Source organism: Bdellovibrio sp. HCB-162 (assembly GCF_047344985.1).
Taxonomy (GTDB): Bacteria; Bdellovibrionota; Bdellovibrionia; order Bdellovibrionales; family Bdellovibrionaceae; genus Bdellovibrio.
The window spans coordinates 3,876,068-3,889,402 of record NZ_CP178861.1; the positions used below are offsets into that span (position 1 = coordinate 3,876,068).

Annotated in this window: 16 protein-coding genes; 1 reads left to right on the plus strand and 15 read right to left on the minus strand. The window is 43.5% G+C overall.

The annotated features are described in order from the left end of the window. Positions 1 to 8: 8 nt before the first annotated feature. The 7 genes from atpA to ACLSSO_RS18735 form a co-directional block, all read right to left on the minus strand. Positions 9 to 1,535 carry a F0F1 ATP synthase subunit alpha gene (gene atpA, locus ACLSSO_RS18705; protein WP_295901213.1) on the minus strand — a complete coding sequence of 509 codons (1,527 nt, stop codon included), beginning with the start codon at positions 1,533 to 1,535 and terminating at the stop codon, positions 9 to 11. 2 nt (positions 1,536 to 1,537) lie between these two features. Further along, positions 1,538 to 2,083: an ATP synthase F1 subunit delta gene (gene atpH, locus ACLSSO_RS18710; RefSeq protein WP_295901214.1), complete on the minus strand. Its 546-nt coding sequence runs from the start codon at positions 2,081 to 2,083 to the stop codon at positions 1,538 to 1,540. Between the two features lie 3 nt (positions 2,084 to 2,086). Beyond that, on the minus strand, positions 2,087 to 2,650 hold the full coding sequence (locus tag ACLSSO_RS18715) for an ATP synthase F0 subunit B (RefSeq protein ID WP_295901215.1): 564 nt from the start codon (positions 2,648 to 2,650) through the stop codon (positions 2,087 to 2,089). An 11-nt stretch (positions 2,651 to 2,661) separates the two neighbouring features. Next, the gene (locus ACLSSO_RS18720) at positions 2,662 to 3,093 is read right to left on the minus strand and encodes an ATP synthase F0 subunit B (RefSeq protein WP_413943709.1); all 432 of its coding nucleotides are present in this window, start codon (positions 3,091 to 3,093) and stop codon (positions 2,662 to 2,664) included. 91 nt (positions 3,094 to 3,184) lie between these two features. Continuing rightward, positions 3,185 to 3,550, minus strand: a complete 366-nt coding sequence (locus tag ACLSSO_RS18725) for a bactofilin family protein (RefSeq protein ID WP_295901217.1) — start codon at positions 3,548 to 3,550, stop codon at positions 3,185 to 3,187. Beyond that, positions 3,541 to 4,554: a ParB/RepB/Spo0J family partition protein gene (locus ACLSSO_RS18730; RefSeq protein ID WP_295901218.1), complete on the minus strand. Its 1,014-nt coding sequence runs from the start codon at positions 4,552 to 4,554 to the stop codon at positions 3,541 to 3,543. The genes ACLSSO_RS18725 and ACLSSO_RS18730 overlap by 10 nt, the downstream gene beginning before the upstream one ends. Then, positions 4,547 to 5,380, minus strand: a complete 834-nt coding sequence (locus ACLSSO_RS18735; RefSeq protein ID WP_295901220.1) for a ParA family protein — start codon at positions 5,378 to 5,380, stop codon at positions 4,547 to 4,549. Before ACLSSO_RS18735 ends, ACLSSO_RS18730 begins: the two co-directional genes overlap by 8 nt. Positions 5,381 to 5,501: 121 nt before the next feature. On the opposite strand from ACLSSO_RS18735, the gene ACLSSO_RS18740 reads away from it, so the two are divergent. Further along, positions 5,502 to 6,002, plus strand: a complete 501-nt coding sequence (locus ACLSSO_RS18740; protein ID WP_295901222.1) for a hypothetical protein — start codon at positions 5,502 to 5,504, stop codon at positions 6,000 to 6,002. Between the two features lie 16 nt (positions 6,003 to 6,018). Here the strand turns inward: ACLSSO_RS18740 and rsmG are convergent, their stop codons facing one another. The 8 genes from rsmG to rpmH all read right to left on the minus strand — a co-directional run bounded on the left by rsmG (position 6,019) and on the right by rpmH (position 13,150). Continuing rightward, a complete protein-coding gene (gene rsmG / locus ACLSSO_RS18745; RefSeq protein ID WP_295901223.1) occupies positions 6,019 to 6,684 on the minus strand; it encodes a 16S rRNA (guanine(527)-N(7))-methyltransferase RsmG in 666 nt (221 codons plus the stop codon). After that, positions 6,635 to 8,563: a tRNA uridine-5-carboxymethylaminomethyl(34) synthesis enzyme MnmG gene (gene mnmG, locus ACLSSO_RS18750; RefSeq protein WP_295901225.1), complete on the minus strand. Its 1,929-nt coding sequence runs from the start codon at positions 8,561 to 8,563 to the stop codon at positions 6,635 to 6,637. Before mnmG ends, rsmG begins: the two co-directional genes overlap by 50 nt. A 1-nt stretch (position 8,564) precedes the next feature. Continuing rightward, positions 8,565 to 9,995: a tRNA uridine-5-carboxymethylaminomethyl(34) synthesis GTPase MnmE gene (gene mnmE, locus ACLSSO_RS18755; protein WP_295901226.1), complete on the minus strand. Its 1,431-nt coding sequence runs from the start codon at positions 9,993 to 9,995 to the stop codon at positions 8,565 to 8,567. 137 nt (positions 9,996 to 10,132) lie between these two features. After that, a complete protein-coding gene (locus ACLSSO_RS18760; protein WP_295901227.1) occupies positions 10,133 to 10,693 on the minus strand; it encodes a protein jag in 561 nt (186 codons plus the stop codon). A 117-nt stretch (positions 10,694 to 10,810) separates the two neighbouring features. Next, on the minus strand, positions 10,811 to 12,436 hold the full coding sequence (gene yidC / locus ACLSSO_RS18765; RefSeq protein WP_413943710.1) for a membrane protein insertase YidC: 1,626 nt from the start codon (positions 12,434 to 12,436) through the stop codon (positions 10,811 to 10,813). Further along, on the minus strand, positions 12,420 to 12,737 hold the full coding sequence (gene yidD, locus ACLSSO_RS18770) for a membrane protein insertion efficiency factor YidD (protein ID WP_367276367.1): 318 nt from the start codon (positions 12,735 to 12,737) through the stop codon (positions 12,420 to 12,422). The genes yidC and yidD overlap by 17 nt, the downstream gene beginning before the upstream one ends. After that, complete coding sequence (gene rnpA / locus ACLSSO_RS18775) at positions 12,652 to 13,011, minus strand: ribonuclease P protein component (RefSeq protein WP_413943711.1); 360 nt, start codon at positions 13,009 to 13,011, stop codon at positions 12,652 to 12,654. Before rnpA ends, yidD begins: the two co-directional genes overlap by 86 nt. Continuing rightward, positions 13,001 to 13,150, minus strand: coding sequence for a 50S ribosomal protein L34 (rpmH, locus tag ACLSSO_RS18780; protein ID WP_011166211.1), 150 nt, complete (start codon positions 13,148 to 13,150; stop codon positions 13,001 to 13,003). The genes rnpA and rpmH overlap by 11 nt, the downstream gene beginning before the upstream one ends. Between the last annotated feature and the right edge of the window lie 185 nt (positions 13,151 to 13,335).

Genomic DNA, 13,335 nt, shown 5'->3' on the forward strand with positions numbered 1-13,335 from the left:
GCACCAAATTACTTCTTAGTAGAAGGTTGGAATACAGCTTTAAACTCTTCAAGAGCCGCCAAAAGCGCCTTTTTAGTATCGTCAGCAATCGCTTTTTTCTCAGAAATAGTTTTAAGAATTTCAGAGTGCTTGTTCTTCAAGAACTCGATCATTTCTTTTTCGTATTTCTTAACGTCTGTCTCTGGGTAAGCATCAACAAAACCGTTAGAAGCTGCGAAGATCATCGCGATTTGCTCTTCAACTTTTACAGGAGAGTATTGACCTTGTTTAAGAACTTCAACCAAACGACGACCACGCGCCAACTGTTGTTGAGTTGCTTTATCCAAGTCAGAAGCAAACGCTGCGAAAGCTTCCATCGCGCGGAACTGAGCAAGTTCAAGTTTCATTGAACCGGCAACTTGTTTCATCGCTTTGATTTGAGCTGCACCACCTACGCGCGATACTGATTTACCTACAGAGATCGCTGGACGGATACCTTTATAGAACAAGTCTGATTCAAGGAAGATCTGACCGTCAGTAATAGAGATCACGTTTGTAGGGATGTAAGCAGAGATATCACCCGCTTGAGTCTCGATGATTGGAAGGGCCGTCAATGAACCGCCACCTTTATCAGCAGACAATTTAGATGCACGCTCTAGCAAACGGCTGTGAAGATAGAATACGTCCCCTGGATACGCTTCACGTCCTGGAGGACGGCGAAGAAGCAAGGAAACTTGACGGTAAGCTTGAGCTTGTTTCGTCAAATCATCGTATACGATCAATGCATGTCTGCCAGTATCACGGAAGTATTCAGCCATAGCTGTTCCAGAGTATGCAGCCAAGAATTGAAGTGGAGCTGGGTCAGATGCATTCGCTGCGATAACAGTTGTGTACTCAAGAGCACCAGCTGCACGCAATTTTTCAACTACTAGAGCTACAGTCGATTGTTTTTGACCGATAGCTACGTAGAAGCAATGAACGCCTTGACCTTTTTGATTGATGATAGTGTCAACCGCGATAGCAGTTTTACCAGTTTGACGGTCACCGATGATCAACTCACGTTGGCCACGACCGATTGGTACAAGAGCGTCGATCGCTTTGATACCTGTTTGAAGAGGTTCTTCAACTGGATGACGGTAAACGATACCAGGAGCTTTCAATTCAACGACGCGGCTGTGAGGAGTGTTGATAGCACCACGACCGTCGATTGCGTTTCCAAGAGCGTCAACTACGCGACCAAGAAGAGCTTCACCAACTGGAACTTGAACGATTTTCTTTGTTCTCTTAACAGTGTCGCCTTCTTTAATGTGACGGTCTTCACCGAAGATAACCACGCCCACGTGACCTTCTTCAAGGTTCAATACCATACCGAATACTTCGCCTGGGAACTCAACGAGCTCACCCGCCATTGCATTTTCAAGACCGTAAATACGGGCAACACCGTCCCCTACGGAAAGAACGCTTCCTGTTTCGCTTACTTCAATCTTTTTGTTGTATTGATTGATTTGTTCTTTGAGAACACGACTGATTTCGTCAGCACGAATTTGTGTTTCCATTGTTAGTTGGCTCTCCTGTTTAATTCTTCATTCAATTTTTTCAAGTGCGTATCGATGCTGTCATCGAAAGTCCATCCGCCCACTTGAGCAACAACGCCGCCCAAAAGTTTCGGATCTTGTTCGTAAGTCAATACGATCTTCTTGTTTAAAACCTTATTGATCTTTTGTTCGATCTCTTTTTGCGCATCAGCTGACAGAGGCTGAGCAGAGCGAACCACTCCACGAGTTACACCTTCTTCAAGATCCAAAAGATCTCTGAAAGCATGAGCAACTTGATCGAGGATTTCCAAACGACCTTTTTCACCAAGAAGAACCAATGTATTAAGAACTTCTTCAGAAACCCCTTTACCAGTCAGAGCCGCTTTTACAGCCGCTACTTTTTGGTCTGGAGAAATCATTGGATTAGCAAAATAATTTTTTACAGAGGCATCTTCAGAGAAACCTTTTGCAAGAGTTTGCAATTCAGCAAATGCTTTTGCGTGGATGCCTTTTTGTTTTGTTACAGCAAGAAGGGCCTTCGCGTATCTTTTAGAAACTTCACTTACCATGGCCTACACTCCCACGTTGTTTACGAAATCTTTTTGAAGTTTTTGTTGATCAGCAGAGCCAAGATCTTTCGTCATCACGATGCGAGCGGCTTCCATTGAGTCTTTCAAAAGTTGCGCGCGCAATTCTTTTTGTGCACGTTGAACTTCAAGCTTCGCCGTCAATTCAGCGTCTTCACGAATACGTTTTGTCACGTCTTGAGCTTCATCCATGATTTGTTTTTTCATGTCTTCCGCGTGTGCATGAGCTTTCTTCAAAGCTTCTTCACGAGTGGCATCAAGATTCGAAATCTTTTGTTTGATGTCGACGAATTCTTTTTCTGCTTGCTCACGAGCAAACGCTGATTTTTGAGCCGCTTCAAGGTAAGCCGCTTTTCTTCCAGAGAAGAAAGCAACGATGCTGTCTTTTGTGAAGTACACAAGACCAACAACAAGAATTGTTACGTTGATCAATTGATATAGAACAACTTTAGGAACACCGGCTTCACCGTGTGCAGCACCATGCTCACCACCTGCCGCCATCACAAGCGCAGGAGCCAAGATAATAAATAGATTCAAAAGCAACTTCATGTCTTACTCTCTTATTTTAACAACTTAGTTGTGATCGCCATTGCAACTGCATTTGTTTGAGATTTCAAATCAGCAGATGCTGCTTGAACTGCAGAAGTGATTTTTGTGCGATTGTCTTGAACAAGTTTCTCAGCCTCAGTGCGAGCCTTAGAAACCATCGCTTCATAATCTTTATTAGCTTGAGACTTTGCAGTATCAACAACCGCTTTAATTTGGCTGTTGAGTTCACGAGTTTTAACCTCGTATTCACTGTGCAACTCTACGGATTTATTTTGATATTCAAGAGCGAGATCTTCGCCCCCTTTAGTTCTTCTTTGTCTCTCATCGAGTGCATGCGCATATGGTGCGAATACAACTTTGCTCAAAAAGATCAAAGCGATAGCAAATAGTACGAACTGAAAGGCTGCGGTGGTATTAATACCTAATTGTCCAAAAATGTCCATTTAGTTGAAATCCCTACTAGTTTTTGAGCTTCGGATTTACCTGCTGGGCAATGGACGGTCAAGGCGAATTTCTAGTTGATAATGTTGCTGCCTAAGACTTAGGCATGTAGGACGCACCCTCGAAGACAACTCCTTCATCGATACGTAAACTAGGAGATGTTACTGTGCCTTTAAACACAGCAGGTGGGTGCATGATAACTCTGCGGCGGGCAAAGAGATTTCCCTCAACCCGGCCGGAAATAACAATAGTATCGGCTTCAATTTGGGCGGTCACAGACGCACCCTCATTGATAACGATGGTATCCTTAGTAAAGATTTCCCCCTTAAAGTCTCCGCCGATTTGCACGGTGCCTTCGAAGCTGAGCTTTCCTTCGAAATGCGTCCCCTGGTCAAGAATCGCTGTGACATGACCAGAGAGGAGATCTTCTTGTAATGAGGGAGGAAATGCTACTGCCATCCTTCTTTAAGCCTATCTACTAAATTAGTAAGTTCATCGTCTGAATAGAAATGAATACTGATCTTACCCTTTGAATTGGAATAATCAATGTTCACTTTGGTGCCGAGCATTTTTTGAAGCTCATCGCTTAGACCTGAGATCAGGCGTTGAGTGACATTCGAGTCAAAGCCCGCTGCTTCCTCTTCTTTATCGTCTTGACCTTTTACAACGGCCTGCACCATTTTTTCGAGTTTACGAACAGCAATCTTTTCGTTGATCACTTTTTTCGCGAACTCGATTTGTTTCTTCGGTTCAGGCAAAGCCAAAAGAACTTTTGCATGACCTACAGACAATTCGTTTCCAGAAATCATTTCTTTGATTTCGTTCGGCAAAGAAAGAAGACGAACAGCATTCGCCACTGTCGCACGATCCTTACCTACTTTTTCAGCCACTTGCTGTTGCGACAATTTGAACTCAGAAATAAGGCGTGAATAACCTTCTGCCTCTTCAATCGGATTCAAATCTTCACGTTGAATATTCTCAACAATAGCAAGTTCCAACGCTTGTTTGTCATCGTAACTCTTAAGGATAACTGGAACTTCATGAAGGCCGGCAAGCTGAGCTGCTCTCCAACGACGTTCACCGGCTACGATTTCTAATTTTCCAGAAGTCGTACGACGAGCCACGATCGGCTGAAGAATTCCGTTCTCTTTAATAGACTGAGCCAGCTCTTGAAGAGGCTCTTTATCAAATTGACGGCGCGGCTGGTATTGGCCCGGAGAAAGCTTATCGATTCCTACTTTCCAGATTTTGCTCTCAGGGTCTACGGGAGGGGCGACGGGTGTCGCTTGTTGAGAGCTCGCTGAAACAGTAGGAGCCGATGCTGTATTAACATTATTATTAGTTGCTGCTTGTGAAGGAGCTTTCGTAGGAATTTCCGTCGGAGCTGGTCCACCCAAAAGCGAACCCAATCCACGGCCAAGACCTTTCTTTTTGTTCGAAGATTCAACAGCAAAATCAGACATTTACTTCCCCTTCATAAGCGCTTTGTTGTGTCTGCGGAGCCGCTTCCGTCGTTGTTTTTTGCTCTGAACGAGCCACAACTTCTTTTGCTAGCTCCAAGTATCTAACCGCGCCAACGGATTTGCTGTCGTATTCGAGGATGGATTGACCGTGGCTTGGTGCCTCACTGAGGCGTACATTTCTTGGAATGATGGCGTTAAAAACTTTATCGCCAAAATGATTTTTAATCTCAGTCACAACTTGGTGGCTGAGGTTGTTACGAACGTCAAACATCGTAAGAACGATTCCTTCAATATGTAATTGAGGATTCAAATTCTTTTTGATGAGCCCTGCTGTATTGAGCAACTGACTCAAACCTTCAAGGGCATAGTATTCACATTGAAGAGGCACAAGGAAACTGTCCGCCGCATTCAATGCATTCAAAGTCAAAAGACCCAAAGATGGAGGGCAATCAATCAATACGAAATCATATTGATCAGCCACCGTTGCAATCGCCTGTTTAAGACGATATTCACGCTGCGGCATATCAACAAGCTCAATCTCTGCACCAACAAGGTCAGGATTCGCTGTCGAAATTTTTAGGTTTGGATTCGCCGTATTTTGAGTAGCCTCGGCCAATGTTTTTTCGCCGATGAGTACGTGGTAGCTATTCGAGTCTTGGCTTTCATATCTTTTGATACCCAAGCCGCTTGAAGCGTTACCTTGAGGATCCATATCGATCAAAAGAACTCTTTTTCCGAGAGTAGCCAGCGCTGAGGAGAGGTTTACAGACGTCGTTGTCTTACCAACACCACCTTTTTGGTTAGCTATGCAGATCGTTTTTGCCATTTTTCCTCCTTGAGATTCAAAATTCTGCCTTTTTCGAAAAACTTGCAAGAATAAAGACTAGTTTTTCGCGCCACACCTTATGTTTTTCTCTCAATTTGCCGATGTTCCACGTGGAACAACTATGTTTAGAAGACTACTCAGCGTAACCATCATTCTTTTTGCACTCACAGCATGTAACAAGCCCGATCCACATCCGGAGCTAAAAGATCCTATTTATTCTGATCTAACAGCTTCACTTGCAGCGACTTCTTCAGCCCTTGAGAATGAAAAGAAAACTCTCGCGGGTCACGAGCAGACTTTAAAAGATGTCGTTCCCCAAACAGGACAAATCAAATACGCACAAAAGCGTGTCGATGAATCAAAAGCCAAAATCATTCGCCTCGAACAAGAAAAACAGTATTTAGAACTGAAGATTGAGGCCCGTAAAAAACTATCTAAGAAATCCTATATGCAGGCATTCAAAAAGGGCGAAACATGGCCCGATCCCAAAGAGTGGGAGTCTTATCAGACCGAAAAGAAACTCCGAAATGCCAAAAAAGCCTGGGATGTAAAAGAACGCATGAAAGAAACAGGTTTTGGACAAGAAAAAACCCCCGCACCGCCGGCCGGGGGTCATGAATGATGTTCCACGTGGAACATTAGGCAATTTTGTCTGTTTTCACTACCGCAAACTTCACAGCACCCACAGGAAGTTTGTATTCCCCCACAAGCGAAGGGCTCCAAATAGAACAAAGCTGTGTCGGAATCTCTCCTACTTCAATGCCCCACTCTTCTCCCTTAAGATGATAGAAAATACCACCTTTAGCGACAGTCTTGCGTGCAAGCATAATCGCCTTGGAGATGGAAGCAAGTCCTCGAGCCATCACAAATTTAAGTGAACCGTCAGGAAAAGCATCGGCATTTTTATTTTCGACAGTCACATTCTTAAGATCGAGGATTCCTGCCATATGACGGAGGAACTCGCACTTCTTCTGATCGACTTCGACTAAAACCACCTGCACTTGCGGATATAGAATGGCGAAAACCAAACCCGGAAATCCATTGCCGCTTCCAAGATCGTAAATCTTGTCGATAGAAGGATTTGATTTGTAAATCGTGCGAGAAGCCAGAATCGAATCCGCAAAGTGAAGGGCATCAGCCACAAAAACAGTTTTTGGGGTGATGAGATTCACTGTGCGGTTAAATTTGATCAAATCTTCGTGATAGGTCTTAAGTCGAGTCTTGACCTCAGGACTTAGATCCGGGAACCACTCATCAATGCGGTAGAATATTATCGGCGCTTCCTGTTCCTTGTTGTCCTTCAAGCCCCATCTCCTTGATTTTTTTGTGACCTTTAAGATGGATCATTATAGCCTGAATTGCAGAAGGATTAACACCACTGATGCGTTGAGCTTGGCCTAAGGTACGTGGCTTAACGCGTTGCAGCTTATCTCTCTCTTCATTAGAAAGACCTCGGATATCTGCATAAATAAGATCTTCCGGAAGCACCATTTCTTCCAATCTTTTGGATTGATTGATGAGTTCCATCTGTCTTTTCACGTAGCCCGAGTACTTCACTTCAATTTCAACAGGTTCATTGATATTTGGATCCGCATCGACTGCGAATTTAAACATCTCTAAATGTGAACAAGAAATTTCAGGTCGGCGCAGCAACTCTTCGAATGTTAAAGACTTTGTTAATTCTGGAGTCGGAATTGTCGCGAGCAACTCTTGCACATCTTTTGTTGGATAAATCTTTTCTGTGCGCAGTCTTTCAAGCAAGTTTTTACGTTTCGCCTGAAGGTTCGCAAGAATTTCCATTGAAGCTTCAGAGACAATACCAATTCTTTGTGCGATAGCACCTAACCTGTCGATAGTATTATCTTCTCGCAAAACCAAACGGTGTTCTGCGCGAGACGTGAACATGCGATAAGGTTCGCGAGTTCCTTTTGTCACAAGATCATCAATCAACACACCAATATAGGCTTCATCGCGACCCAAGATAAATTCATCACGACCTAAAATACTATGAGCTGCATTTACTCCGGCGACAAAACCTTGAGCAGCCGCTTCTTCATAACCAGAAGTTCCGTTGATCTGTCCTGCCAAGAAAAGCTGACGAATCGTTCTTGTTTCTAAGCGATGCCAGATTTGTGTCGGCTCAATATAGTCATACTCAACGGCATAACCGTAACGAACGACTTTTACGTTCTCAAGGCCCGGAATTGTTTTTAGAAATTGATCCTGAACTTCTTCCGGCAAACTTGTCGAAATACCCTGAAGATAAATCAAGTCGGTGTTAAGGCCTTCAGGTTCCAAAAAAGTTTGATGACTTGTTTTATCAGCAAAGCGAGTGATCTTATCTTCAATCGAAGGGCAATACCGAGGACCCGTGCCTTCAATGATCCCGCAAAACATCGGAGACTTATCTAAGTTGTTACGAATAATCTCATGCGTTTCTTCTGACGTGCGAGTGAGATAACAAAGAACTTGCGGAAGTTTTAACTTCTCAGAGGAACGATAGCTAAAAGGATAAACCTTTTCGTCGCCACCTTGAGGAATTGTCTTCGACCAATCAATGCTGTCTTTATGAAGACGCGCCGGAGTTCCCGTTTTTAATCTTTTTACCTCAAAACCAAATTGCGCCAATTGATCTGACAAACCGATCGAAGGTTTGTCACCCACACGGCCACCCGCCTCCTGGCGAAGACCAATGTGCATAACACCGTTCATGAAAGTGCCGGTTGTGATAACTGTCGCTTTTGCGAAAACTTCTGAACCATCTTGAAGAACCACACCCACGCACAGATCTTTTTCTAAGATCAGACGTTTTACTTCGCCCTCTAGCAAATCTAGGTTCGGCTGATTTTTAAGAGCGTCCGTTTGAAATTGCGAATAAAGATGTTTATCGTTTTGCACGCGAGTGCCGCGAACTGCGGGACCCTTGGAAGAATTTAAGCGTTTATATTGAATGCAAGTTTCATCGGCCGCAATACCCATTTGTCCGCCGAGCACATCGATTTCACGAACCATGTGGCCTTTAGCAAGTCCACCGATGGAAGGGTTGCAACTCATGTAAGCAATACGATTGATATTTGAAGTCACCATCAAAGTTTGAAGGCCCAGACGAGCGGATGCCAAACAAGCTTCCACGCCTGCATGTCCTGCCCCGACGACAATCACATCATACTTTTTTGTGTTCATATTACTTCCCGATACAAAACTCTTTAAAAACACGATCCATGATTTGATCATCGAATCGTTTGCCCAAAGTTTCTTGGATAGCGATCAAGGCTTCTTTGAATTCAATAGCTAAGAATTCTTCACCCAATCCATCTTCCACAACAGACTTTGAACGACGTGTGTTCTCAAGAGCTCGCGTAAGGTTTTCAAGATGACGAGAGTTGGAAATAAGAACGGTATTTTCCAACTGCAAATCGCCGAATTCCTTCACTAGATCTTCAAGGACACGAGAACGCACCTTTTTATCAAGAGCGCTCACAAAGAACACTCTTCTTTTACGGAAGCTCTCTAAGTCCCCGATTTTTTGGAAAAATTTACTGTTTTGTAAAGCCTCTTCAACAGCGAAAACCTCAGGAGTTTGAGGTAAACGGTCTGTTTTATTGGCTAATATATAGGTTTTCTGTGGGTCTAAACCGTCTAGAATCGCGATTTCTTCAGCAGAAAGGCCTTTTTCCACGTCAAAAACGAAGAAAACAAAGTCAGATTCCCCCGTCGCTTCACGGCTTTTTTGAATCCCGATTTTTTCAACCAGATCTGACACAGATTCACGAAGACCGGCCGTATCTAAGAATGTAAACTTCACACCCTTAAAACTTGTGTCCCCGTGGATCACATCGCGAGTGGTTCCTGGGATGTCCGTGACGATGGCTCTTTCATCTTCTAAGAATAAATTCAGAAGACTCGATTTACCTACATTCGGAAGGCCTGTGAGAACCACGCGGAAACCGTCTTTCAAAAGACGACCCACTTTAAAAGTTCCAACTAATTCTTCCAGGCTTTTCTCGATTTTATCGAGACGATTTAAAACGATGTCGTTTTCAACAACCTTGATTCCTTCTGTTGAAAAATCAATGCCGGCTTCAGCATGAGCTAAAATCCAAGTCATATCATTTTCAATGTCTTCCAATTTTTGAGAGACGGAACCCTTCAGCTGGCGAAGAGCGAGCTTTGCAGCTTGCTGACTTTGACTTTCAATCAATGAAAGAACACTTTCAGCCTGAACAAGATCGAGCTTTCCATTCATGAATGCACGATAAGTAAACTCACCGCGATCGGCGGGACGCGCTCCTAATTGAACAAGCTGATGCAAAATACTCTGACAAATCACAGGACTTCCGTGACAAGAAATCTCGATGACTTCTTCTCCGGTAAAAGATTTTCCGTGCTTAAAGTACGTTGCTAAAACTTCGTCAATTTCATCGTGCGACGAAAGATCTTTCAGAGATCCAAAGTACGCCCTATGAGATTCAGGATGTTCAGGCAAAAATTTGCAGATTTGTGAAACGAAAGAGAGAGTTTTTGGACCACTCACTCTGATAACAGAGATTCCACCCACTCCGTGAGGAGTGGAGACCGCACAAATAGTGTCTTGATCACGATCTCCACGATACATAGTAACTTTCCTTTTTATTGCCTTGCACAGCAGCTCTCGGAATTTGAGTTGTTGTGGCCATCCTGTGCGGCCTTTCTGCCGCCCTTCCTGGGCGTCAGAGCAAAGCATATCTTTATTCTCAAGATACGCCGTCTTTTTTAGTCGTTGGACATAGTCTCTTCGGAAGCGTTTCCTTGAGATTGTCCTTTTGCTGGATAAATTTTAATTTTCTTGTAAAGGCCATCACCTAGTGAGCGGCTTTTTACGCGTGGATCTTTTGCCAAGTATTGGTGAACAACTTTGCGATCTTTAGGAGGCAAAGCACGGTAGTACACGGACTTACCTTGTTCGATGCAAATGGCTTTTAGATTTTCTGCGCGCTCAATCAAAGCATTTGCAGATTCATCACGGTAGCCACCGCAATCCACTGTGACGTTTGTTTTGTCATCTGGGAAATTGTGTTGGATCACGCGTTTTAGGAAAAGTTGGAAAGCGTCCAACATTTGACCTTTTTTATCTTTCAAGATCTCTTCGTCAGCACCGTTGAACTCAACAGCCAAAGTTGCGCTTCCGTCTTCTTCTTTCTCTGTTTTGATATCGAAAGTAAGGTCGAATTGCGCTTTCTCGATGATCCCCTCTAAGGTCTTTTGAACAAGTGCTTCTACTTCACTATTAGCACCCTTGCTTTTCCCCCCGAAAAGCTTACTGAAAAAACCCATGTTACCTCCTAGGTATTAAAATTAAATCAAACTCTGGAGTCTTTATAAAACCGGAACAAGTCCAGCTTGCGCGCCACAGGCGCTCCAGCATCCTGCGCTCACTGCCCGCGTGGTGGCTTAAGCTTTCGCTGCCTTCACTGGTACAGACGGCTTTCTTTCTCTCATGATCAAGTATTGTTGAATGATACCGAACAAAGTGCTCACAACCATGTAAAGTGTAAGACCTGATGGCAATTGCAACATGAACAATGAGAAGACCACTGGCAAGAACGCCATGATTTTTGCTTGTGTAGGATCCATAGTTGATGGAGTGATCTTTTGTTGGATGAACATGAAGACCGCCATCAAAATTGGCAATACATAGAATGGATCGTGTGCGCTCAAATCATGGATCCAACCCGCAAATGGCGAATTGTAAAGTTCAATACTAGAACCGATCACACGATAGAGAGCGAAAAACACTGGAATCTGAAGCAACATTGGAAGGCAACCACCCACTGGGTTTGCTCCGTTTTGCTTCATCACAGCCATCATCTCTTGATTCAAACGCATTGGATCGTCTTTGTACTTTTCACGCAAAGACTGGATGATTGGTTGAACCTTTTGCATCGCTTTCATTGATTTAAAAGACATGATGTTGAAAGGAAGAACGCAAAGACGAACAAGAAGAGTCAACATGATGATTGCAAGACCCCAGTTGCCAACAACAGAGTGGCAGGCCTTCATCACGTACAACAATGGTCTTGCGATAAATCCAAAGAAACCAAAGTCGATGATGTTCGCTAGTTCCGGATCAACAGCTTTCAAAGCGTCGATTGATTTAGGACCTGCATACAAAACTTCAGAGAAATTCATCTCTGGTTTTACTTGCACTGGTTTATAAACCAACTCAGCCAAAGCTGTTTTATCATTCACAGACGAAGCGACTTTAACATCAGGAATGATGTCTGATTTATCAAGAATCGCAGCTGCGAAATATTGAGAGCTGACAGAAAGGATCGAAGTCGACGTGAAGTCTTTAGAAATGTTTTCTTTAGCACCGCTAAAGTTCACAGTTTCATGCTTTCCACCGTTATGAATCACGAAGAAGTCTTGGTGTTCGTAAGATGGGAAGAAAATAGAAGAAGAGCCTTTTACGTGGATCTTCTCTGGAATCATCAAAGAGAAACCTTTTTTGAACTCCTCAGTTGGATTTGTCACCGTTACTGTGTTTGTAAAAGAAGAATTTTCCGCATTGAACTTCAATTCTCTTTTTACAACTGTTTCACCAACCTGAGCTGTTCCAACAAAGTGACCCGGAGCTTGCTCTGTCACATTGAATAGAAGAGGTTTTACATCCCCTGCCCAACGCATTTCAAAAAGACCATCAATATCGGAAGCACCGAGCTTGATATTGTTCTTTTCTTTATCTTGATAGTTATTCACGGTGAAGTTTTTAAGACCCATTCCGCGATTTGTAAGAGTGAAAGAAACTTTGTCGTTAGAAAAATTGAAGCTTTGTTCTTGAGCGGCCTGAGCCGTAGCAACTTCAGAAGATTTTGTCTCGATCGGACTTGAAGCGGCTGCAGGATTCGCAGCTTCGGTTGCCGGTGTTGTTTGAGTTTGCGCGTCTTTTGGTTTGTTGTAGTTAGGATATTTTTTTCCTAAGTACGTCTGCCATCCGAAATAAATGAGGGCGACCGCAGCCACAGCAATAATAGTTTTCGGATCAAAGAAGGATGGGTTGTCATTCTTTTGTTGCATCGATTTTCCCTCCAGGGACCGGATCATAGCCATAAGGCCCACCCGGACGACATTTGCATACTCTTTTGGTGATTAACCACAGAGCTTTATGTGTGTGATGAGTTTTGATAGCTTCAACAGCGTAGGCAGAACAACTGGGTTCAAAGCGACAAGAACCACCCAAATGAGTAGTCCCCAAGGTTCGGTAAGCCGCTACGAAAAACATAAGAACTGTCTTAAATGTTTTTTCGTAGAACTTCCAAACCCCGATCCAAAGCTTTGACAAATTCCTCATGCGCGAGGCCTTTGTAAAAGTTGGCATCCATAGGTTTAAAGATGATGTTGATGTCGGCTTCAATAGTTTTTCCCGCCACTAGAGAAGCCCTAAAATATTCTCGCACCCAACGTTTAAGTTTGTTTCGAACAACAGCCGAGCCGATTTTTCGACTTGCCGTTACCCCAAAACGCAACTGACCTACAGAGTTCTTCTGATAATTCAGAAGCAACCATTTTGTAGGCCAATATCTTTTTCCCGTTTGTTTTAGAGAGAGAAATTCAGAGCTTCGCTTGATTACGTGTGGAGAACTATTTTCCACCTGTAGAAACCGTCAAACGCTTTCTTCCTTTAGCGCGACGACGATTAAGAACTTCTTGGCCAGCTTTTGTAGCCATACGAGCGCGGAAACCGTGTGTAGTTTTACGACGTTTATTTGATGGTTGGTATGTACGTTTCATTACTCTTCTCCCCGGAATGTTTTTACGACGCTAAATGACGTCAGTGACACCTATATATGTATCCCCACAAAGTTGTTCACAACTAGATACGTGGGGCACTAATAAAGCACGTTGCGGCAAGAAGGTCAACTGTTGAAAACTTCAGCTCCCCTTGTTAAGAGGACCCTGCACTTGAGGGGAATCTG